At 53.2% G+C, this 23,306-nt stretch carries 18 protein-coding genes; 12 read left to right on the top strand and 6 right to left on the bottom strand.

All coding sequences use genetic code 11. The annotated features are described in order from the left end of the window. Nucleotides 1-27: 27 nt before the first annotated feature. The 5 genes from GON22_RS04440 to GON22_RS04420 all read right to left on the bottom strand — a co-directional run bounded on the left by GON22_RS04440 (nucleotide 28) and on the right by GON22_RS04420 (nucleotide 8,332). Nucleotides 28-1,590, bottom strand: a complete 1,563-nt coding sequence (locus tag GON22_RS04440; protein ID WP_160394903.1) for a hypothetical protein — start codon at nucleotides 1,588-1,590, stop codon at nucleotides 28-30. A 106-nt stretch (nucleotides 1,591-1,696) separates the two neighbouring features. Further along, entirely contained in the window at nucleotides 1,697-3,448 is a 1,752-nt protein-coding gene (locus tag GON22_RS04435) for a PPC domain-containing protein (protein ID WP_160394902.1), read from the bottom strand. Nucleotides 3,449-4,066: 618 nt separating this feature from the next. After that, nucleotides 4,067-5,947 (bottom strand): ABC transporter ATP-binding protein, encoded by a 1,881-nt coding sequence (locus tag GON22_RS04430; RefSeq protein ID WP_442954352.1) that lies wholly within the window; start codon nucleotides 5,945-5,947, stop codon nucleotides 4,067-4,069. 107 nt (nucleotides 5,948-6,054) lie between these two features. After that, the gene (locus GON22_RS04425) at nucleotides 6,055-7,794 is read right to left on the bottom strand and encodes an ABC transporter ATP-binding protein (protein WP_160394900.1); all 1,740 of its coding nucleotides are present in this window, start codon (nucleotides 7,792-7,794) and stop codon (nucleotides 6,055-6,057) included. A 19-nt stretch (nucleotides 7,795-7,813) separates the two neighbouring features. Next, entirely contained in the window at nucleotides 7,814-8,332 is a 519-nt protein-coding gene (locus GON22_RS04420; RefSeq protein WP_160394899.1) for a MarR family winged helix-turn-helix transcriptional regulator, read from the bottom strand. A gap of 185 nt (nucleotides 8,333-8,517) precedes the next feature. On the opposite strand from GON22_RS04420, the gene GON22_RS04415 reads away from it, so the two are divergent. From GON22_RS04415 to GON22_RS04405, 3 genes are all read left to right on the top strand, one after another. Beyond that, nucleotides 8,518-10,182, top strand: coding sequence for a glutamine--tRNA ligase/YqeY domain fusion protein (locus GON22_RS04415; protein ID WP_160394898.1), 1,665 nt, complete (start codon nucleotides 8,518-8,520; stop codon nucleotides 10,180-10,182). 240 nt (nucleotides 10,183-10,422) lie between these two features. Beyond that, a complete protein-coding gene (locus tag GON22_RS04410) occupies nucleotides 10,423-11,199 on the top strand; it encodes a Wzz/FepE/Etk N-terminal domain-containing protein (protein ID WP_160394897.1) in 777 nt (258 codons plus the stop codon). Continuing rightward, nucleotides 11,180-11,854 carry a CpsD/CapB family tyrosine-protein kinase gene (locus GON22_RS04405; RefSeq protein ID WP_160394896.1) on the top strand — a complete coding sequence of 225 codons (675 nt, stop codon included), beginning with the start codon at nucleotides 11,180-11,182 and terminating at the stop codon, nucleotides 11,852-11,854. The genes GON22_RS04410 and GON22_RS04405 overlap by 20 nt, the downstream gene beginning before the upstream one ends. Nucleotides 11,855-11,939: 85 nt before the next feature. Here GON22_RS04405 and rocD read toward each other — a convergent pair whose 3' ends face one another. After that, a complete protein-coding gene (gene rocD / locus GON22_RS04400) occupies nucleotides 11,940-13,142 on the bottom strand; it encodes an ornithine--oxo-acid transaminase (protein ID WP_160394895.1) in 1,203 nt (400 codons plus the stop codon). A 109-nt stretch (nucleotides 13,143-13,251) separates the two neighbouring features. Between rocD and mobA the strand changes: the two genes are divergently transcribed. The 9 genes from mobA to GON22_RS04355 all read left to right on the top strand — a co-directional run bounded on the left by mobA (nucleotide 13,252) and on the right by GON22_RS04355 (nucleotide 23,292). Beyond that, a complete protein-coding gene (mobA, locus tag GON22_RS04395) occupies nucleotides 13,252-13,899 on the top strand; it encodes a molybdenum cofactor guanylyltransferase (protein WP_160394894.1) in 648 nt (215 codons plus the stop codon). Nucleotides 13,900-13,928: 29 nt separating this feature from the next. Continuing rightward, a complete protein-coding gene (gene galU / locus GON22_RS04390; protein WP_160394893.1) occupies nucleotides 13,929-14,819 on the top strand; it encodes a UTP--glucose-1-phosphate uridylyltransferase GalU in 891 nt (296 codons plus the stop codon). A 142-nt stretch (nucleotides 14,820-14,961) separates the two neighbouring features. Further along, nucleotides 14,962-15,675, top strand: coding sequence for a sugar transferase (locus GON22_RS04385; RefSeq protein WP_160394892.1), 714 nt, complete (start codon nucleotides 14,962-14,964; stop codon nucleotides 15,673-15,675). 28 nt (nucleotides 15,676-15,703) lie between these two features. Further along, nucleotides 15,704-16,903 carry a glycosyltransferase family 4 protein gene (locus GON22_RS04380; protein ID WP_160394891.1) on the top strand — a complete coding sequence of 400 codons (1,200 nt, stop codon included), beginning with the start codon at nucleotides 15,704-15,706 and terminating at the stop codon, nucleotides 16,901-16,903. Next, a complete protein-coding gene (gene murJ / locus GON22_RS04375; protein WP_160394890.1) occupies nucleotides 16,860-18,419 on the top strand; it encodes a murein biosynthesis integral membrane protein MurJ in 1,560 nt (519 codons plus the stop codon). Before GON22_RS04380 ends, murJ begins: the two co-directional genes overlap by 44 nt. After that, entirely contained in the window at nucleotides 18,419-19,570 is a 1,152-nt protein-coding gene (locus GON22_RS04370) for a glycosyltransferase family 4 protein (RefSeq protein WP_160394889.1), read from the top strand. The genes murJ and GON22_RS04370 overlap by 1 nt, the downstream gene beginning before the upstream one ends. Beyond that, on the top strand, nucleotides 19,570-20,778 hold the full coding sequence (locus tag GON22_RS04365; RefSeq protein ID WP_160394888.1) for a glycosyltransferase family 4 protein: 1,209 nt from the start codon (nucleotides 19,570-19,572) through the stop codon (nucleotides 20,776-20,778). Before GON22_RS04370 ends, GON22_RS04365 begins: the two co-directional genes overlap by 1 nt. Continuing rightward, nucleotides 20,778-21,911 (top strand): glycosyltransferase family 4 protein, encoded by a 1,134-nt coding sequence (locus GON22_RS04360; RefSeq protein ID WP_160394887.1) that lies wholly within the window; start codon nucleotides 20,778-20,780, stop codon nucleotides 21,909-21,911. Before GON22_RS04365 ends, GON22_RS04360 begins: the two co-directional genes overlap by 1 nt. Before the next feature lie 13 nt (nucleotides 21,912-21,924). Next, nucleotides 21,925-23,292, top strand: a complete 1,368-nt coding sequence (locus GON22_RS04355) for a hypothetical protein (protein ID WP_160394886.1) — start codon at nucleotides 21,925-21,927, stop codon at nucleotides 23,290-23,292. Nucleotides 23,293-23,306 lie beyond the last annotated feature (14 nt).

Here is a 23,306-nt window from a genome sequence, read left to right as displayed (position 1 = left end):
TCGGTGCATGCCCAAGAAATCCCTTTATTAGGAGGTGGGGAGTTTGGTGGGCCATATTGACCGGCTTTGTTTGAACTCTAACTGAACCTGATCAGGCGTGAGGGGGAGCGAAGTGGCATTGATTTTAAACTTGTAGTTATTTTCAGAGAATAAAAAATCCGTTTCTAGGTACTTCGATTGGGGAGAGAAATCTAACACATACGTTCCTGCTTCTAGACGCAGCTTGCCTTTCATCAGATCCCCATCATGAATTGAATGGCCGTCTATATCTAGCAAATGGGCTTGTGGGTGTTGGGCGGCAGTTTCTTTCGCCAATTCGAGATTTACATATGCGCTAGAAGGCAGCGTGAACTGGTAATAGTCATGGTCTCCACCGTGTTGCAAGGCACCTTCATAGAGGCTGTTCGTTAAGAGGTGTGTCGACGTAAGCACAGAATCATTGCTCTCCTGCTCATAATGGTCCCCAGGCTGGAATTGTATTTGGAGCGAGTAGGCTGTTCGATTAAAGTTGCCTTCAAAAGGGGATATTCGAACATAGTAGTCTCCTGCGGGCAGGCCGATATGGGATAATGCATTTTGAAATGGCTTCCCGTTACGATCGTATAATTGGAATTGGGCAATAGGGTCGCCAGAGCTCAGAATGAAGAGGTTCAGCTTGCCGCTATGCGGAAGTGTAAAAGCGAAAAAATCAACATCGCTATTATGCTGCAGCATGTTCGTGTAGGCCTTGTTTACGTCGACGGATGCCGCGGTTGCTAATGTACTATTTTGGTCATCATCTGGAAAATCCCCTTTTTGGAATTTCGCCTGCAACGTGTATTCGTTTTTAGCTGAGGACTGAAGGGCAACGATACTTACATAATAGGTGCCGGCAGAAAGCTTTAGATTGTAAGTCGTGTAGCTGGTGGCTTTCTCGGAGAGACGAGTCCTTTCTTGCCTGGTCAGGGCATTCCCGTCACTGTCGTATAGCTGAAACAGGTAGCTGCAGTTTGCTTTGCTTGAAATAACAATGGATGCCATTCCGTTAGCTGGAACGGACAATTGATAATAATCTTTATCTTCAAGATGTTGCAAATGAGCATGATACTCTTGATTGATCGCAATGGGGTTAGCGCTTAGCAAAGCATCATTGGCTTCTTTCTCAAATAAGCTGCTAGAAGTGAAGCTGAGCTTAATCTTAAAGGGGGAATTGCTCGTATTGCCGCCATTACGTTCGACTTTGATAAAATACTTCCCTGCCGGCAATCCGATATTGCTTTCTGTATTCCCGCTAGCAAACTCATGCGTATGCTCGGACCAAGGGAACTTTACGCCTTTAGCATTATAAAGTACGAAGCGCCAGCTTTTATTGCTTACATTGGATAAGCTGATGTTCAGCTTGCCGTCCGTCTTCAACACAAATGCATAGAAATTGGCATCGTTCGCATTGGACAATTGTCCGGTATAAGTTTGGTTGAACGCAATAGGTTTAGCTGTAGCAATGGAATCATCGCCGCTGTTTGCAGAAGCTGCCCCCTGCAACTGGAGGAGGATGGCTATAGTAAGCAGGCTGATCAACGTGAAACGTTTTTGATTCGTTTGAATAAACAAATAAGCCACCTCCCTCGTATGTATTCATCTACATGGATTGGTCTTGTGAAAAAACCGTCAAGGCGGCATGCCATGACGGTTTTTTGAGATGCTGGATAAAAGGGTGTTACGATTCTTTGCTATACTTTACTGTAATTTTGCCGCTCTCTTGCAGGCCGGCATTCGTCACCGAAACATACAGGTCGCCGCCAGTGCTGCTCAGCTGCGTAAGCTTCAAAGTAGCTTTCGTGCCAGAGGCGAGTGTTGTTTGCGCCAGCAGCTTGCCTTGTTTGCTGTACACTTTAACGGCATCGCCTTTTTTAATGTTGGATACCGTCAAGGTATCGTTGGACGTTCCTTTTTTGTTAACGACCGTCACTTGCTTAGCGGCCAACGGGAGCGATGCGGCATTAACCTTGAACTTGTAATCGCCGGAGTTGCCGTTGACAGTGAGATAGTAGGTGCCGGGAGCGAGCGTCACTTTACCACTCGATGTGTCGAAATAGTTTCCTTTGCTATCTAGCAGGTTGACGTACAAATACTGATCAGCATACCCCTTGATCTGGCCGATCGAGATGGCTGACTTGGAAGATAGCGTGAACTTGTAGTAGTCGTAGTCGCTGCTATGCTGCAGGCGAGCTTCATACAGCTTATTTACTGATACAGGCGTCGCTGTGGAAAGCTTGTCGTTGTTCTCTTTCTCATACGTATCGCCTGGCGTGAGCTTTAGCAGAAGCGAGTAGGATGTGCTGCTCACACTGCCGTCATAACGGCTGATGCGCACATAGTAGTCGCCTGCTGGCAGGCCGACGCTTGAGACCGTGTTGCCTTTGGCGAGTTCATTGTAGTCGGTATAGCCGTACCAAGCGAACGAATTGCCTTCGCTATCATATAGCTGGTAGGTCCAGCTCTTGCCGCTTACGTTCGGAATGACGAGGGACAGCTTGCCGCTCTTCGGCAGATTAAATTTGTAGAAATCGACGTCATTGTTATATTGCAGCCGAGTGTCATAGGTTTTGTTTACAACGACAGGCGTGGCAGAGGACAACGTGTCGTTATTTTCTTTCTCATACGTATCGCCAGCTTCATATTTTACTTGCAGCGTATATGGCGTAGTGCTGACGGTGCCGTCATAGCGGCTTACGCGCAAATAATATTCGCCTGCCGGCAGGCCGACGCTTGAAATGCTGTTGCCTTTGGCAAGCTCGTTGTAATCGGTATAGTTGCCCCAAGGGAATTCCTTGCCTTCGCTATTGTACAGCTGGTAAGCCCAGCTGACGCCGCTCACATTCGGGAGAATAACCGATGCTTTGCCGCTCTTCGGCAGGGTGAATTTGTAGTAGTCGACGTCACTGTTGTATTGCAGGCGAGCTTGGTAGTTCTGGTTGGTTGAAATTAACGTTGCTGCCGTTAATGTGTCGTTGTTCTCTTTCTCGAACGTGTTGCCTGGCGTGAATTTCAGCTGAAAAGAGTAAGGGGTTTTGTAAACATCGCCATCATAACGGTGAATGCTTATATAGTAGTCCCCGGCTGGCAGCCCGACACTGGATACCGTATCGCCCTTGGCGAGCTCGTTATAGCTGGTGTAGTTATACCACGGGAATTGCTTGCCGCTGCTGTCATACAGCGTGTAGTTCCAGCTCTTGCCGCTGACGTTCGGCATTGTGATATCAACCTGGCCGGCTGTATCTAGCCTAAAATGGTAGTAATTCGCGTCACCGCTCTCGGAAATGAGGCCCGAATAGGATTGGTTCACTTCAATATGCTGTGCTTGATCAATCGAGTCGTCCCCCTTGCTTGCGAAAGCAACCGCTTGCGTCTGCAGCAGGCTGATGATGGCGAGCAGGCCGAGCAATTTGTATAGCATTTTCTTGGACAAAATAAAGGCACCTCCGACTAATAATTGGAATAAATGAAAATAAATCAGGCTGTTTTGTTGCTTGCGAACCATGTCTTTTATCCTATATCGCGTCGAACATTATACTTCGGAATATATTGGGGTGTCCATTAAAATTTTTCCAAATGAAGGGACCATCCCAAAGGCCCCGCATGTAAAGATACGCCTTTTTTTAACGGACCGTACAGCCGTTATAGCTCTCCATATGCGTCGATTACAAATGTAACGGACACCATGGCCGTTATTTAGCCATTTCGTTGCCTCACGGAAGGTTTTTTAGCTAAATAAGGGCTGGTAGGTCCGTTAGAGCCATAAAGTGCTCGATTTTGGTCAAATAACGGCTGCTATGTCCGTTAGAAATAGAAAGCCCTGCATCGACTGTTAGTGCCTACTCGGCTGAGTGCCCTTCGCTCGCCGATTATCTGCTCAAGAAAGCAGCAATCGAAAAAAAGAAATGGTGGCGCAGGGATAACCCCTTGCACCGCCATTTCTTGATTTCTGCTGCGTTGTTTTATGAAGTGAGCGGGTTCTTTCAAGTAAGCGGGCCTACTCTTTGGGACAGGTCCGCTGCTCGGCTAGCGTAAGTAGTAAGTGAAGGCACTAAATCGCTTCCGTCTGTTTCTTCGATGCAGCGAATTGGCTCTCGTACAGGTCGGCATAGAAGCCGCGCTGCGCGAGCAGCTCCTCATGGGAGCCTTGCTCGATGACCGCGCCTTGGTTCATGACGAGAATGCGGTCAGCGTCGCGAATCGTGGATAGCCGATGCGCGATGACGAAGCTCGTGCGGCCTTCCATCAGCGTGTTCATCGCTTGCTGGATATGCACCTCGGTCCGCGTATCGACGCTGCTTGTCGCCTCGTCGAGGATGAGGATCTGGGGATCGGCGAGAATGGCCCGCGCGATCGTAAGCAACTGTTTCTGCCCTTGCGAGATGTTCGATGCTTCCTCATTAAGGACCGTGTTATAGCCATCTGGCAGCGTACGGATGAAGTGGTCGGCGTAAGCCGCCTTCGCTGCCCGCACGACATCGGTTTCCGTTGCGCCAATGCGGCCGTAAGCGATGTTGTCGCGGATCGTGCCGTTGAACAGCCACGTATCCTGCAGCACCATGCCGAAGTTGCTGCGCAGCTCGGCGCGCGACATTTCCGTAATGTTAGTGCCGTTGACGGTAATGCGCCCGCCGTTCAACTCGTAGAACCGCATGAGCAAGTTGATGAGCGTCGTCTTGCCGGCGCCTGTAGGTCCAACGATGGCGATCGTTTGGCCGGGCTGGACGTTGATGTTCAAATCGTCCATAAGCAAGGCATCAGCTTTATAACCGAACTTCACATGCTCGAAGCGAACCTCGCCTTGGATGCCTTGTGCGGCGGTTTTTTTCTGCAAGTCCACGCTGCGCTCTGCACCCGGGACTTCTTCCTCTTCATCCAAAAGCTCGAATACGCGCTCTGCGGAGGCGATCGTCGATTGGATGATATTCGCGATTTGCGCGGTCTGCGTAATCGGCATTGCGAATTGGCGCGAGTAAGAGATGAACGCTTGCACATCGCCGATTGTAATCGCCTTGTGCAGGACGAGAATGCCGCCCGCAACGCTGACGAGCACGTAGCCGATATTGCCGATGAAGCCCATAAGCGGCATGATAATGCCGGAGATGAACTGGGCGCGATAGCCGGATTGATAAAGCCTTTCGTTTACTTCATCGAATTTGGCGATGGACGTTTGTTCGCGGCCGAATGCTTTGACGATCGGATGGCCTGTGTACATTTCTTCAACATGGCCATTTAATTCGCCTAGCGCTTTCTGTTGGCCGGCAAAATGCCGCTGTGACCGCGACGCTATCATTTTGATAGCGATAAAGCTGAGCGGCAGCGTAATAATCGTAATGAGCGTCATCAACGGGCTAATCGTTAGCATCATGACGACTACGCCGATCAACGTAACGATAGCTGTTATGAATTGCGTTAAGCTCTGCTGGAGCGTTCCGCTAATATTGTCGATATCGTTGACCGCGCGGCTGAGCACTTCGCCATGGGATCGCCCGTCGTAGAACTTAAGCGGCAGCTTCGCGAGCTTTGCATTCACGTCCTCGCGGATGCCGTATACGGTTCGTTGGGCTACGCCAGCCATGACGTGTTGCTGAATATAGCTGAACACGGCGCTAATGATGTAGAGCACGGCTAGCGTGAGCAGGATCTTGAAGATAGCGTCGAAGTCGATGGCTGCGCCAGCGATGCCATTCTTTTTGGCCATTAAGCCTTCGAACAGCTTCGTTGTGGCATTGCCTAGAATTTTTGGGCCGAGAATCGAGAATACCGTGCTAAGCACAGCGGTTAGCAAGACGACGAGCAACGCGCCGCGATGCGGGTGCAAGTACCGGATGAGGCGTCGGAGCGTGACCTTAAAGTTCTTCGCTTTCTGCCCTTGCCCCATCATGCCGCCTGGGCCGCCGCGCGGGCCGAAGCCCATTGCGCTAGGATTCATGCCACCGCCAGGGGGGCCTCCGGGACGGGGGCCAGCGCCGCCCGGACGCGGCCCGCCTTGCCCTGCGCCTTGGTCAGCTGCCATATATGGCGCCTTCACTTGTTTGCTCATGCGATCTCCTCCTCTGACAGCTGCGACGTGACGATCTCCCGATAAATCTCGTTATTCGCTAACAACTCGCGATGCGTGCCGATGCCGGCAATGCGGCCTTCATCGAGCACGATGATGCGATCGGCATCCATGACGGTGCTTACCCGTTGGGCGACGATGATCAAGGCAGCCTCGGCGGTCTCTGGACGAAGGGCAGCGCGCAGCTTCGCATCCGTTTTGAAGTCGAGCGCGGAGAAGCTGTCGTCGAACAGATAGATCGACGGTTTCCGGACGAGGGCGCGGGCGATGGACAGCCGCTGCTTTTGCCCGCCGGAGACGTTGGTGCCGCCTTGGGTGATGAGCGATTGGTAGCCGTCAGGCATTTTGCCGATAAAGTCTGCCGCCTGTGCTACAGCCGCTGCATGCTGCACCTCTTCATCGGTTGCTTCTTCATGGCCGAACCGAATGTTCTCGGCAATGGTGCCGGTGAACAATGAGGCCTTCTGCGGCACAAGGCCGATTGCCCCGCGCAGCGCTTGCTGTGTCATCTCCCGGACGTCGACGCCATCGATGAGAACGGCGCCCTCGCTCACGTCATAGAAGCGCGGAATGAGATTGATCATTGTTGATTTGCCTGAGCCCGTGCCGCCGATAATGGCTGTAATTTCCCCAGGCGCAGCGGTGAACGAGATGTTCGATAGGGCATTCATCTCAGCGCCGGGATAGCGGAACGAGACGTCGCGGAATTCGATAAAGCCCTTCGCTTCGCCTTGCGAGGAGGTTGATGCTGCACGTTTCGCGGGATCGGCGATGTTCGGCTGCATGTCGAACACCTCCTGGATGCGCGCTGCAGATGCGGATGCGCGGGGAACCATGACGAACATCATCGATGCAAAGATGAGGGCGAACATGATCTGCCACGCATATTGGATAAACGCCATCAGGTCGCCGACCTGCATGCCGCCATTATCGATTCGAATGCCGCCGTACCAAATAATCGCGATGCTCGCGAAGTTGACGACCAGCATCATAACAGGCATGAGGGCGGCCATCATCCGGTTGACCTTTACTGCCGTATCAGTCAAATTGGCGTTCGCATCGGTAAAGCGGGATTGCTCGTGGCCAGTCCGGTTGAACGCACGGATGACACGAATGCCGGTCAAGTGCTCACGCAGGACGAGGTTGAGTTGGTCCAGCCTTTTTTGCTGCAGCTTGAAGAGCGGAATTGTACGGAAGGAGACGATCAGGATAACCAAGGCAATGATGGGCACGAGCCCGATGATGACGAACGAGAGCTTAACATCGCGCGATAGGGCCATAATAATGCCGCCAAAGCACATGAGCGGAGCCATGACCATGACGCGCATCATCATCGTCAGAACCTGCTGGACCTGCGTGATATCGTTCGTCGTCCGCGTAATTAAGGAAGCGGTGCCGATCTTATCGAATTCGTTGAGCGAAAATTTCTCGACATGGGCGAACAGCTTGCTGCGCAGGTCGCGCCCGAAACTGCCAGCAGATTTGGCAGATAGGTAGCTGGCACCAATGGAACAGATCGCACCTAGGAGTGCGATAAGCAGCATAAAGCCGCCGATTCGCCAAATATAAGGGGTGTCGCCGGTTACGATCCCTTTGTCAACGATGTCCGCCATTAAAGTGGGCAGATAGAGATCGGATAACGATTGCAAGAAGACGAACAATAGGACAAGCGATACAGCAATCCAGTAAGGCTTCAAATAACGCAATAGCTTAATCATCTTCTGACATTCACCTCATTCAAATTTGTAGGGGGCCGCCATTGCGGTTAGTTGCGGGCGGCTCATGCTTTTCAGGCGTGCAGGCAGTAGCGCCGTTATCGCTATAAAATTGGAACACGTCATCCAAGAGGCCGATCAATTGCTGGCTCCGCTCAATGCCCAGATGCTCGACGACGGCACCGATTGTGCGCAGCATAGTGGCTTCCGCATCCTGAGTCATCTGTTCGCCTGCAATTGTTAACCTGAGCAGCACAGCGCGCCGGTCGGAAGGGTCGCGATGCCGCTCAATGAGCCCTCGTGCTTCTAGGACGTTGGCCATTTGGGTTACGGTGGGAAGCGTTACATTCAGCGAACGGGCGAGATCGGAGGACTTGAGCCCGGTTTTGGAGCGCTGCGTGATGTAGCGTACGTGGAATAAGGCCATAATTTCGCTGCGCGTACAGCCGTCGTTGGTTGTTTTAACTCCAGTCCAATTCATATTCCGCAGCTGTCGGAAAGCTCGGATGAGTTCGCTGGAAGTATGCGTATGCTCCGACAAAGGGCATCAACTCCTTCGATTTATATTTTACTTAGCTAACCTAATTATATGCATGTGAATTAAAGGCGTCAACGCGATGGCGTTCAATTGTGAATTTGGATTATTTCATGCAGCCTATTTATAAAAGCCTAGTAAATTGTGTATTATAAGAGGATAGATATTTGTCGCAGGAAGGATTGGTCGGAATGGACAATAACAAGACATCATCCTCAAATTTTATCCGTAATATCGTCGTTGAGGATTTGAAGAATGGCGCTGTTAGCGAAGTGGTTACGCGGTTCCCGCCGGAGCCGAACGGTTATCTCCATATCGGCCATGCCAAATCGATCTGCCTGAACTTCGAGCTGGCGGACGAATTCAAAGGGCGGACAAATCTGCGGTTCGACGATACGAATCCGCTGAAGGAAGATACAGAATACGTTAATGCAATTAAGGAAGACGTACAGTGGTTGGGCTTTAACTGGGACGAGCTTCGCTTCGCATCGGATTATTTTGAAGAAATGTATGAACGTGCAGTGCTTCTCATCAAGAAGGGCAAAGCTTATGTATGCGACTTGTCCGCTGAGCAAATGCGCGAGACGCGCGGCACGCTGACGGAGCCAGGCCAAGAGAGCCCATACCGCAATCGCAGCGTAGAGGAGAACCTCGATCTGTTCGCACGTATGCGTGCAGGCGAGTTCAAGGACGGAGAGCGCGTGCTTCGCGCGAAGATCGACATGGCTTCGCCGAACATGAATTTCCGCGACCCCGTGCTGTACCGGATTGCGCATGCGCACCATCACCGGACGGGCGACGCATGGTGCATCTATCCGATGTATGACTATGCGCATCCACTAGGCGATGCGATTGAGGGCGTAACGCACTCGATCTGTACGCTGGAGTTCGAGGATCACCGCCCGTTGTATGATTGGACGATTGCAGAATGTGAGATGGCGGCTACGCCTCATCAATACGAATTCGCGCGCCTGAACATTACGAATACAATTATGAGCAAAAGATATCTGAAATCGCTCGTCGATGAAGGCGTTGTGGACGGCTGGGACGACCCGCGCATGCCGACGATCAGCGGCCTTCGCCGCCGCGGATTTACGGCTGAGGCGCTTCGCGCATTCTGCCGCGAGATCGGTGTTGCCCGTGCGAACAGCTTGGTCGACGAGCGGATGCTGGAGCATTTTATCCGGGAAGACTTGAAGCTCAAGACGCTGCGCTCTATGGCTGTTGTACGCCCGCTGAAGGTCGTTATTACGAACTACCCGGAAGGGCAAGTTGAACAGCTCGAAGCGGAGAATAACGCTGAGAACGAAGGGATGGGCACGCGCCTTATTCCGTTCTCCCGCGAGATTTACATCGAGCAAGACGACTTCATGGAGGACCCGCCGGCAAAATACCACCGCCTATTCCCTGGCAACGAGGTGCGCTTGAAACATGCTTACTTCGTAAAATGCGAAGAAGTAATCAAGGACGAGGCAGGGCAAGTGATTGAGCTGCGCTGCACGTACGACCCGGAGACGAAGAGCGGCTCTGGCTTCACGGGACGCAAGGTTAAAGGGACGATCCATTGGGTGGAGGCAACGCAAGCGAAGGCGGCAGAATTCCGCCAATTCGAGCCGCTGCTCATCGATGGCGAGAACAACGCGGATAAGCCTTTCCTAGAGCGGATCAATCCGAATTCGCTTGAGGTGCTGCAAGGGTTCGTGGAGCAAGGGATGGCTGATGCGGCGGGGCAAGATAAGTTCCAATTTTTCCGCCACGGCTACTTCAATGTCGATCCGAAGCTGTCGGATGCCGGTAAGCTGGCATTCAATCGGATCGTGTCGCTTAAGAGCTCGTTTGATCCAAGCAAAGCGTAATATTATAGCATTTCGAGGCTGGAATCATAGTGCGTAATCGTACGATGATTCCAGCTTTTTTTATTGAAAAGAAAAGGCAAGGAAAGCGGTTTCGATGGGATTGACGATGTAAATTTTGCAATGATAAAATAGGCTCATATTCGTAAGATCGACAATATGTGTCAATTTACCTCTTAATTCTACTAATAATGGTCAGAATTGGTGTCGACAGCTGATGATGGGGAATGAGGGACAACACTAGTGCCGGAAGAGCTCGAGCTGCTTGATTATTGGCGCATTTTGCGTCATCGATTGTGGATCATTATCGTGATGGTCGTATGCGGTGTAAGTGTCGCGATTGGCTACGGCCAATTCATGCAAAAGCCGGCTTACGAAGCTAACGCGAAGCTAGTCATCCGCCATTCGGTTGACGATTCTTCGGCGCTTGCTTCCGAGATTGATGCGATTGAAGCGAATCTGAAAATGATCGATACGTACAAGGAATTTATTCGGACGCCGGTTGTCATGGACAAGGTTGCAGAAGAGCATCCCGAGTTAGGCCTTCGTCCGGGTGAAATTGCAGGCCGAATTAAGGTGAATGCCGGCCTTAATTCGCAGTTGCTCACAATTGTTGCCCAGGATGCGTCGTATAGCCGCGCAGCTCAGATCGCCAATGCGGTGTCGGAAGTGTTCCTTGCCGAGTCGAAACGCGTGTTCCGCATAAGCAACGTGGATTTGTTGTATGAAGCGAATCCGGTGCCTGCGGACCAACCGGCTCCTGTAGGCATGCAGCTGAAGATGTTAGTTGTGATTGCCTTTATTGTATCGTCAATGCTGGGCACAGGCGTGTGTGTGCTGTTAGCTTACTTGGATCGGTCAATTCGCAGTGAGCGGGATGTGCAACGTGTGCTGCAGCTGCCAACGCTAATTGAACTGCCTTTATTCATGGAGGGCAATAAGCGGATGGGCGGACGGAAAGCGAACATGCTGCATCGCAGGAGAACGGGGGAGAGCCGGGATGTCCCGTTGGAGAAATAAGCTATTAATGCTCGGCGGCCTGGAATCCTCGTATGTGGATCTCTATTTGTCGTTGCGCACGCAATTAGATTACGCAGCTTCAGGCAAAGACATTACGGTTATCGCCATAGTTGCGCCTCATAGGGGCAGCGGCGTTACCGAAACGGCTGCAAATCTAGCGATCACGTATGCGCAAGCGGGACGGCGGACGCTGCTCGTAGATGGCGACCTGAGAGAGCCGATTGTTCATAAGCTGTTTGGCATCAGCAATCGAATAGGGCTAAGCTCCTTGCTGTCTTATACGAGCGAAGCGGCTGAAGCCGTGCAGCAGGAAGTGTTGCCGAATTTGAGCATTGTGGCGTCTGGACTGCAGCCGGTTGGGGCAATTGATCCCGTTGCCGCAGGCGCAGGGGAGCTGCACGCTTTATTCGGGCAATGGAAAGGCGAGTACGACGTCGTGCTGATGGATATGCCGCCCATGCTGTCCTCTGCCGCTGCCCAATTGTTGGCGGGTGTGTGTGACGGTGCACTGCTTGTTTTGCGAAGCGGCGTGGTGAAGGAAGAGGATGCGTTGCGGGCGAAGGGCATGCTGGAGACAGCGGGGGTTGCAGTGCTGGGCACTGTGCTGGCCCACAGCCGGCGCAAGAAAGTTCCTAAGCGATACAGCCTTAGCTGAGGTGGTGCCTCGCTTGTCGCAGGTGCTGCTTGCTGCTGCAAGCGGCAAGCAAGGCTGTGTCGCTAGTCGTTTGAAAGTGTGAAGGCTAGACGAAGAGCGCTTCGATGCGCTTGATCGCCCACTCCAGCTCTTGGGCCGAGATTGTCAATGGCGGCGCAAGGCGAATCGTATGCTCATGCGTTTCCTTGCATAACAGCCCAAGCGACATGAGCCGTTCGCAATAAGGCCGGGCAGGCACCGCCAGTTCGATGCCGATGAACAAACCGATTCCCCGGACATCCCGGATCAGAGGATGGTTGATGCTGCCCATCGCTTCCAGCAGCCTCGCGCCAAGCGCGGCGGAACGGCTAGCAAGCTGTTCCTCCTCGATGACGGCGATCGCTTCGGCAGCAACGGCGCAAGCCAGTGCATTGCCGCCGAAGGTTGAGCCGTGCGAGCCTGGCTCGAATATATCTAGAATGCTGCGGTTGGCGGCGATTGCCGATACCGGCAAAATGCCGCCGCCGAGCGCTTTCCCCAGCACATACATATCAGGTACAACCCCATAGTGGTCGCAAGCGAACCGTTTGCCTGTTCGGCCAAAGCCCGTCTGGATCTCGTCGGCGATAAACAACACATTGTGCTTGCGGCATACTGCTGCGGCAGCCGCGAGATAATCTTCGGGCGGGACAATAATGCCGGCCTCCCCTTGAATCGGCTCTACCAGGAAAGCGGCAGTATTGGGCGTGATGGCTTGCTCCAATGCCTCGATGTCGCCGTAAGGGATGATTCGAAAGCCGGGCGTGAACGGCCCGAAATCACTGCGGTAAGCTTCCGTAGTGGAGAATGAAGTGGCCGTCACGGTTCGCCCGTGGAAGTTCCCCTCACAAACGATGATTTCTGCCTGTTCTGCAGGAATGCCCTTCTGCCTGTATCCCCAGCGCCGGCTGGCCTTCACAGCGGTTTCAATCGCTTCAGCACCAGAATTCATCGGGAGGATCGCTTCCTTGCCGGTATAGGCGGTAAGCTTGGCGCAAAGCCGCACATACGGCTCGTTGTAGAAGGCGCGGGAGGTGAGCGTCACCCGCATCGCTTGATCCAGCAGTGCCCGAATGAGGCGGGGGTGGCGATGGCCGGCATTTAGCGCCGAATAGGCACTCAGCATATCCATATACCGATTGCCGTCCGCATCGGTCACCCAGACGCCATTGCCTTCGGCGATGACGATTGGAAGCGGGTTATAATTGCGGGCTTCCAGTGGCAGCACTTGAGCGAGCAGCCGGTCGGTAGCGGATGGCTGTTGAGCCATGCGGATCATCTCCTCTTGGAAGTTCCATTTCTTAAGAGTGTATGCGATGGGCGGATTAGGATATGTGCATAGCAGCAGACAAGAACAAGAACAAGAAGGGGGGACAGTGATGGAACCAAACTTTCGGCTATCCGAAGCAATTGTGCTTGCAGGCGGCAAAAGCACGCGAATGGGAGAGGATAAGGCGCTATTGCCCATCGGTGGCCGTTCTCTTCTTGCGAAGCTAACGATGGAGCTGCGAGCGCTGGGCCTGCAAGTTACGGTTGCAGCTGGAAGCGAGGAACGGGCGGAGGCATACCGTGGTGAGCTTTCGGCATTGGATATTGAAGGAGGGCGCATTCGATTCGTTAACGATGCATACCCTGATTGTGGCCCTATGGCGGGACTGCATGCAGCGTTAACAGCCAACTTGAATGGCGGCGATGCTGGCTATGCTTTCGTTATCGCTTGCGATATGCCGAATCTATCTGCTGCTTATGTAGCGAGGCTAGCTGCACAGATCGGCTCTGCGAATGAAGAAGCGGCAGCTTTCGTTGGCGCCTTGCGCCAGCCGTTTCACGCGCTGTATCATACGCGCGCACTCCCCGCTCTTGTAGCGCACCTGTCGGCAGGACGCTATAGGATGATGGGGCTGCTAGACGATTTGCAATGCATTTTCGTGGAACCGCAAGGCGCTTCAGAAGAGGCTGCCTTCATAAATGTTAATACACCTGGGGCTTATCGGCGGTTTCTCGCTAGTGAAATAGAAGGAACGTAAATGATGGCCAATAAGAAAGGGTGTAATTAATGAAAACGATTCGTAAAGCACTTATTCCAGCAGCGGGGTTGGGAACCCGCTTCCTTCCCGCCACTAAGGCGATGCCGAAGGAAATGCTTCCGATTCTAACAAAGCCAACGATTCAATATATTGTCGAGGAAGCGGTCGCCGCTGGCATCGAGGATATTATTATTGTGACAGGCAAGCACAAGCGGGCGATCGAGGACCATTTTGACAACGCATTCGAGCTTGAAGAGATGTTACGGACGCAAGGGAAGCTGGATCTGTTGAAGCGGGTACAGTGCTCCTCGCGCATGGCGGATATCCACTACATTCGGCAAAAAGAGCCGCTTGGGCTCGGGCATGCGATCTGGGTTGCACGCAAATTTTTCGGCGATGAGCCGTTTGCCGTGCTGTTGGGTGATGATATTGTGCAGGCGGAGGTTCCTTGCATACGCCAGCTGATCGATACTTATGAGAAGGTGCAAAGCCCGGTTATCGCAGTGAAGCATGTGCCTGATGAGGAGACGAATCGGTACGGGATCGTGAAAGCGCGGAACGAGGAAGGGCCGCTGTACCAGGTGGAGCGTCTTGTAGAGAAGCCGCCGCTTGGCCAAGCGCCATCGAATTTGGCAATTATGGGCCGTTATATTTTGACATCGGAAATCTTCGAGTTGCTTGAGCGCCAAGAACGCGGTGTCGGCGGTGAAATCCAGTTGACGGACGCGATTCAATCGTTGAATGAGCTGCGTCAGGTGTATGCATACGCCTACGAGGGCACGCGGTACGATGTCGGTGACTTGGGCGGATTTATCGAGACGACACTAGAGTTTGCAATGCGGGACGCCAATCTGCGGGGGCAGGCAATCCAGACGATGGAGCGGCTGCTGAAACAATACGGCATAACATCAGGCAAGTAGGTTTGTAGCATACGGGAATTACAGCAGGGATGACACCACGCTTGTTCGGAATGACGAAGAACGGGCTATGCTTTTCTACTATTTTGCAGAAAAGGATAGCCCGTTTTTTGCTAAATAGACAAAGCAGTTGGGAGAACGAGAGATGACAATAGTCAGCCATAATGAGGGGGATCTAGCCGCGGCTGTGACAGACGAGAGTTTGCCGGGAACGCGAAGCGCGGCCGCGACTGTTGGCAAAGCAAGCGCAAAGGTCCTATATCTGGCAATGAAGCGGACGATGGACCTGCTAGGTGCGTCGCTTGGCCTTCTGGTGCTGTTCCCCACATTCTTCTTGCTTGCCGTTCTAATTAAGCTAGAAGATGTGAGGGGTCCGGTATTCTTCCACCAGACACGAGTCGGCAAGGATGGGAAGGAATTCCGAATGTATAAGTTCCGCTCGATGATAACAGATGCAGAGAAGCAGCTTGACCATTTGCTCGGGCAGAACGAGATTAAGGGCTCCATGTTCAAAATGAAGCAGGACCCGCGAATTACCCGTATCGGCCGCTTTATTCGCAAAACGAGCCTCGATGAGCTTCCACAGTTGCTCAACGTGCTGCGTGGCGATATGAGCCTTGTCGGGCCGCGCCCTCCGCTGCCTCGTGAGGTTGAGACCTACACGGACTATGACAAACAGCGCTTGGCTGTGACGCCGGGCTGTACAGGCTTATGGCAAGTAAGCGGGCGCAATGGGCTAACCTTCGACCAGATGGTAGAGCTCGACCTGTCGTATATTAAGCGGCGGAGCATATGGCTGGATTGCTGGATTGTGCTGCGTACGTTTGCAGTGTTGTTCGGTTCGAAGAATGCCTACTAAGAAGAACAGATGAGAAGGGTGAACAACATTGAAAGTTGCAGTCGTACATGATTGGCTCGTAACCTACGCAGGCGCGGAGAAAGTGTTGGAACAGATTTTGCTGCTCTACCCGGACGCGGACCTGTATTCCCTGGTCGATTTTCTGCCAGAAAATAAGAGGGGCTTCATTCTGAACAAGAAGACGAACGTCTCCTTCATTCAAGACATTCCATTCGCTAAACGAATTTACCGCAAGCTGCTTCCGCTTATGCCTCTGGCAATTGAGCAATTTGATATGTCCAAGTATGACCTCATCATCTCCAGCTCCTATGCGGTGGCCAAAGGCATTGTCACGGGCCCGCACCAATTGCATGTGTCCTACGTGCATTCCCCTATGCGTTACGCTTGGGATTTACAGCATCAATACTTGAAGGAGAGCCGATTGGAACGAGGGCTCAAAGGGTTCATGGCAAAGTGGATGCTCCACCGTATCCGAATGTGGGATTACCGGACGTCGAACGGCGTGGACTATTTTATGGCGAACTCCAATTTCATTGCCAACCGGATTTGGAAGGTGTATCGGCGTGAGTCGAAGGTTATTTATCCGCCTGTCGATATTGAAGGGTTTGAGTACTCGGAGGACAAGCAGGACTATTATATTACGCTTTCGCGGATGGTGCCGTACAAGAAGATGGACCTAATCGTCGAAGCATTCGCTACGATGCCAGACAAGAAGCTGATCGTTGTCGGCGACGGGCCGGATTTTAACAAAATTAAGGCCAAAGCGACGGCCAACGTCGAGCTGCTCGGCTATCAGCCGCAAGAAAATGTGCGCAGCTTGCTCAAGCATGCGCGTGCTTTCGTATTCGCAGCGGAGGAAGATTTCGGCATCTCGGTAGTCGAAGCGCAAGCGGCTGGAACGCCGGTCATCGCCTTCGGCAAGGGCGGCGCGCTGGAGACCGTGATCGATATAGCGGCAGCGGATGAGGATGCGGCAGTGCAGCCGACAGGCGTGTTTTTCAAGGAGCAGACGGTTGCCTCGCTCGTAGAAGGTGTACGGCGGTTCGAGCAGCATGCGTCGCGCATTAGCTCGCAAGCGTGTTTGGACAATGCTAAGCGGTTCTCTACGGAACGATTTGTAACGGCGTTTAAGGCATATACAGAGGAGCTGCTGCAAGAGGCAGCTGGAAGGGAACCGATCCCCGTTGAAGCGAAATACAATAATCGTCGGAACCCTGACTTTAGTTAGCTTGCTGCTCGGTTTTGGCCGAGAGTCCTATATTGCTTATTTATTCGGCGCAACGGATGCGACAGATGCTTATTATGTGGCGATGATTGTCCCGGATTTAGTTGCAGGCTGGATTGGCTATACGGTGACCAATGCGCTTATTCCTGTGCTGCGCAAGGAGTGGGACCGATCACTGCGATCGGGCGAACAGCTGATTACGACGGCTTTCTTATATGTCGGGGCGGCATCACTGGCACTCGCAGTGGGTGTCTACGTGCTTGTACACCAAGTGGTTGGGCTATTGGCGCCTAACTTTAGCGCTATGCAGCATGAGACAGGGGATTCCTTGCTGCGCATTATGGCGATTGCCATTCTGTTCTCAGCCCTGTCGGGCTTGTTCTCGGGCATTAACAATACGTTTGAGCAGTTTGTGTATTCTTCGCTTGTCGGCATTATGTATAACGCATTCTTTTTTCTTGCGTTGCTTGTGCTGTATCGATGGCTGGGCATTGAGGCGCTTGCGTATGGCTTGTTAGCTGGGGTTATGGGCCGCTGCCTCGTACAGATGGTGCCGCTATACCGGTCGAAGAAGCTCAAGCTGGAGCTGCGGCTATGGCATCCGTCGATGAAGATTGTCGCCAAGGCAATGGTTCCGATTTTCTTAAGCCAGGCATTAACGCAAATGAACCAAATCGTCGACCGAATACTCGCTTCGGGGCTTCCTGGCGGACAGATTAGCAATCTGAACTATGCTTCCAAGCTTGGCCAGCTGCCTACGGGGCTGATTGGCGGGACAATCGCGACGACGATGTACATTCGGTTCGTTCGCAGCCATAACGATGGCAACTTAAGTGAAATGGGGCGGTTGTACCGCAAAGGGCTGTCGTGGATCATTTTTGCAGGGCTGCTCGTGAGCGGAGGGCTCATTTTTTATGGAGATTCGCTTGTGGCGGTGTTCTATTATCATGGCAAATTTACGATTAGCGACTTGCATATAACAGCGTCGCTGCTGAAGATTTACGGCGGGTTCTCGTTCTTCTACATGATGCTGCCGATTACGGTGCAGTTCTTCTTCTCCTTCCATGGCGGACGGAAAATAATAATTGCTTCTGTAGGCGCAGTCATTGTCAATCTTGTATGTGGTTATGCACTTGTTCAATCGTATGGGGTGACAGGGCTTGTCATCGCTAACGGGTTATCCGTTGCAGCGAATGTACTCATTCTGTATACGCTTGCGATGCGCAAGCTCCAGTCAGGAATTGTTAAACACTCGCTGCAAGTGGCGAAGGCGGTCGTGCCAGGTGGCGCCGTGCTGCTCGTTGCATTAATTGGCTATGCGCTGCTTGTTCCGTCCTCTGTTGAAGCGAATAAGCTGCTGCTTATGGCCAGGGGCGGCGGCGCGCTAGCGGTGACGGGATTGGTTGTACTGCTCGTGGCGAAACTGCTTCCGCTGCGCAATGATATATTGGCAACGCTCTTAACAATGGCAGGACAGGTTATGAAGCGGCTCATTCCAAGAAAGAAGGTGCAGATGTGATGCAGCTGAGCGCTAATAAACTGGCGATTATGCGGGGCAGCTCCCAATATGTGAATCCCCGCCATTATAACGTGCAAGAAATCGGCTTAGGCAAAGCGCTCGCTCAGTTCGGCTGGCGCGTTACAGTGTACTCGTCCGGCCCGAAGGAGGAGATTATTCCGGTTCGGGAAGGCTTGGTCTGGCATGAGCTGCCCCGCATTGGCGGGCGCCAAGCTGGTTGGCCAAAGCATGGATATGGCAGCTTGCTGCGAGAGGGAGCAGATATCATTCAATGCCAAGATTTAAGCAATCTTGGCGTGCTCGCGGCACATTATGCCGCTAAGCGCAGCCGCGTGCCGCTCGTACTCTCCCTAGGGGAGTACGAGTCCAGCCGCAGGCTGAAGACGTGGCTGACGCAAGGCAATGCTGGGCTCATTCGCTCGCAAGTGCAAGGCGTGCTGTGCAAAACAAAGGCAGCGATGCATTATGCAGAAGGCTTGAGGCTGCAGCCTGCGCATTATGCGCCTGTCGGCATTGATCCGGACGCGTATGAAACGGCGATAACGGCGGAAACGAGTGAGCAGCTTGCAGCAATCCGGACCGCCCAAGCGGAAGGATATACAGTGCTGATGCACATTGGGCGGATGGACAAGGAAGACAACCTGGCGTTCCTGTTGGAAGTGATGCTGCGCCTGAAATCCAAGGTGAAGCTAGTATTAGCGGGGGAACCCAAGGCGTTTGTTGAGGCTCTTCCGATGTATGGGCAGGTTCAGGAACATATATGGGCGCTTGGCCGCGTTCCGAACAGCCAGATCGGGCATTTGCTGCAGGCATCGAATGTTTATATGGCGTGCTCCTCCTACGAAATATTCGGGATGGCTGCCGCGGAAAGCATTTATCATGGTTGCCCGGTCATGGGGTATGCCGCTGGCGGCATAGCTGAGATCATTCGCCATGATGAAAGCGGTTGGCTGCTATCTGAGCGTGATGTGGACGTTTGGGCGGGACGGCTAGATACCTTCATTGGGAGCGGCCAGCTGCAGGCTTGGCGGGCAGGCTGCCTTCAGCAAGGCGAATCACTGCTCTGGAACGAGCGGGCGAAGACCTACCATCACGTCTATGAGGCGCTGCTTGCACGGCAGCGGATAGCAGCAGGGGGAGGCGCAGGGTGATGAATCAACCAGTCAAAAAAGTGCTGTTCGTCAATCAGGCAGGCCGGTTCGGCGGAGCAGAGAAGGTGCTGCTTGATTTGCTCCTGCGGCTGGACCGCTCCCGCATTGCGCCTGTCCTTGTCTCGCCTGCTGGCGCTATGCAGCAAGAAGCCGTGGCGGCTGGAATCCCGTGGGTTGAAGCGCAGGAATTCGAGCGGATGGATACAACAAGGGGCAAGGTGAGCGGCCGTGATATCGGGCAGTCGGTTCGGTTATACCGTAGGCTTGGCGCAGTTATTAAGGAGCAGCAGCCGGACCTGGTCTATTCCAATTCGGTGAAAGCCCATTTGCTCATCAATCTCGTACGCCGCAAGGTGCCAACGCTTATTCGGCTGCATGATTTTCCGGGCAGTTTCAGCGGGATGGCGAGGCGTGTGTTCCGATACGCACTGCGTAATGCGGATCATATCAGCTGCGTATCGCAGAGCGTGGAGAGTGACCTGCGGGCATTCATGAACAATGCTGATGGAACGAATGTCAGCTACGAGCATAATGGCTACGAGATGAAGGCAGGCGTTGGGCTTGTGAGTGCAGCTGTGCAAGAGTTAGCGGCTGGAGCGGAGAGTGGGCAGGGGATCGAGCGGCAGCATACGTCCACGAAACGCATCATTATCGCAGGCTGGCTGCTGGCATGGAAAGGATTTGACGTATTCGTCGAAGCGATGGAACGCATTGCAGGGCAACTGCCTGACTGGCAGTTCGTCATTGCTGGCGCTGCGGCTGCGGATGCGCAAGGCAGCGTGGCTTATGCGGAGCAGCTGCGCGCACGCGTGGCGCAGTCGCCTTTTGCCCAGCAGTTCGTAATGTATGGCGGCTATAAGGCGCTGCAAGAGCTTGCCTGCTGTGCGGCACATAGTATCTTCGTCCATGCTTCCATTCGTCCGGATCCGCTGCCTACAGTACTGCTGGAGGCGTCAGGCGCTAAGTTGCCTATCGTATGTTCCAATCTGGGAGGCAGCAGCGAAATTATTCGCCATGGCCGTTCAGGGCTTGTTGTGCCGCCTACAGCGGAGGCGCTGGCCGAGAGCGTGCTTAAGCTGGCCCAGAACGAAGCGTTGCGGATAGAGATGGCGGAGCAAGCCTACACGAGCTGTGGCGAACGGTTTCGGATGCAGGGGTATGTGGGCCAAATGACGGATCGAATGATGGCGACAATGGAGCGTGAATAATGAGAGAACGCAGTATTTTGTTTGTTAATTCAAGCAGCTTGCCGATACCGGCAGCTTCTGGCGGCGCGATCCAGCAGGTGCTGGGCCAGATTGCGGCGGAGCTGGCGAATCGGGGCTGGGATGTTGGGATGATGACGATGATGACGGAGCAGTCGATCGCCCGGCAGCCATCGTTCGCAGAGCGGCCACTGCGCTGGCATGCGATCGATGCGCCGATTCAGTCAGGAGGCTTGCGCGGCATTTGGGATGCACGCAAGACGGTGAAGCGGTTGCTGCGGGGCATTGACCCTTCGCTGTATGCGCATGTCGTGGTGTTTGATCCGTACATCGCGCCGGTTGTTCGGCGATGGAGTGCAGAGGCGAAGATCATTTGGAGCGCCCATAACGTGAAGAAAAAGACGAAGCACGCCCTTCGATGGTGGTGCAAGGCGATGGACGGCATTATTAGCGTTAGCGGGTTTTTGCAAGCTTCGCTTGAGCAGACGATCCCGCGCGCGCTTAAGCTTACGCATGAAGTGATTCATAACCCGCTGGGCCAGGAGTGGCTTGAGGCGGACGCCAGTGCAAAGCGCCAGCCGAACTCTGTATTGTACTGCGGGCGCATTGTGGAGGATAAAGGGCTTCATTTTCTCGTTGATGCGCTGGCGCAGCTGCCGGATCCGTTAAAGCAGGGCGTCAAGCTTAGCATTGCAGGCGGCAGCCATTTTCTCGGTTCAACAGACAGCCCCTATATTCAATCGGTTATCCGCCAACTAGAGCAGAGTGGCGTGGCCTATGAGTCACTCGGCTTTATCCCGCATGATCAGTTGATCACGGTATATGACCGCCACGATGTGCTCGTCATACCAAGCAATTGGGATGATCCTGCACCTGTCGTAGCTTCGGAGGGGCAGGCGCGAAATTGCCGAATGATTGCGACAACAGCAGGCGGATTGCCAGAGATCGTTGCCCCTTATTGGCGGGACTACCTAGTGCCGCGCGGCGACGTGCGGGCGCTTAGCTCGTCTATTGCGCGGATGTTGGAAAGCGGGCAGGAGGCTGCGGCCGCAACGGAGGTTCGGCAATGGCTGAACCATGAATTCAGCACATCAGAGATCATACAACAATGGGAAGCCATGCTGTTATCCCGCTAGAGGAGCCCTCCTTATGCTAGAACATTCGCCCGCCATAGGCGCTTATGTGCTTAGTATTATTGCGATGCTTATTATGGCTCGGAACCGGAGAGCTACCGGACCGATCAATATTATATTTATGTTTCTGGCTGTCGGTGAGTTTCTCGGCGTTTTCGTCCGGTTTCTGCTCATTATGAGCGGGACCGATCTCGTCTTCGGGCCAACGGGTGATTATTTTCCAGATAGCAGGCTGATTGACCGCTCGTTGCTCTACCTGGCGCTGTTTAATGCGACGTTTACAGCAGGCGCACTATTCGTTCAGTGGCCCACGCGCGTTATCGCTCGGAAAATGAATTACACCAGGGTTGAGACGGGGGAAGAGAAGCCTTCCGGAAGCAAGTGGATCCTGCGCATCCTGTTGGTACTCTCGGGTCCGGGGCTGCTGCTAACGCTCAAGTCCATTGCAAGCGGCAATACGCTAATTGCCAACTCGCAGTTAGAGAACAGCCGCGTTAGCGTAGCAGGGGAAGGCCCGTCGATCATGCTCATTGAGATGCCGTTTGTAAACTTGCTCCTTTGGTACTCCTACCGGAGAGGGCAGGTCGGGCGGCTATGGTGGCTATCGCTCGTAGGTTTGTTAGGCACATCCCTTGTCACGGGCAACCGGACCAAAATGGTTACGATATCGCTCATCCTGCTTGCTCTTGTTATTCAGCATAAAGGTTATAAGGTGCTGTATCGGCAGCTGCCGATCTTTGCATTTATTGGCACGATCGTTTTCTACATCGGGTATATGATCTCGTTCGTCCGGGGTTCCCTTGTGCGGCAAGGGGGGACATTCCTCTACTGGGCGAAACAGGCTTTGTTATCGAACCCGGCGGACATCTTCAACCAAATTTACCGCAGCTCGTTCAATGGCTATGACGGCTTCTTGTCGGTTATTAACCGCGTGCCGGATGAGATGGGGCATAAGGTCGGCCATTTTTGGTTTGAATCACTCACGATTCTTATCCCGCGCATTGTGTGGAAATCAAAATGGGATCTTCCTATCACGAACATTTTTACGTTCGAGGTGTGGGGCTGGAGTAAAGGCGGAATTTTCGTCACCGGACCAGGGGTGATGTACCTCGACAGCGGGGTGATGGGCATTGGGCTTGGCGGCCTTGCACTGGGAATGATTTCGATGGCGGGGCTGATGCTGTTGGATCGATATTTGCGGGAGCACCGGTGGGTGTATGGCTTTTGTGTCGCCAGCATGTGTTATTTTTTAGCGCGTTTCTCGTTCGCAGGCGGTTCGAATGATGTCGTGCTGGTGCAGCGACTGCTCCTAGAATCTTTAGTGGTAGGCGCCATTGTCAGGTGGATGGACAAAAAACAGCTGCTGCGCGCAAAAAGCGAGTAAGCGAAGGAGGCTAC

Origin of the sequence: Paenibacillus sp. MMS18-CY102 (assembly GCF_009789195.1) — a bacterium.
Taxonomy (GTDB): domain Bacteria; phylum Bacillota; class Bacilli; order Paenibacillales; family Paenibacillaceae; genus Paenibacillus_T.
This window is presented reverse-complemented; position numbering and strand designations above follow the sequence as displayed.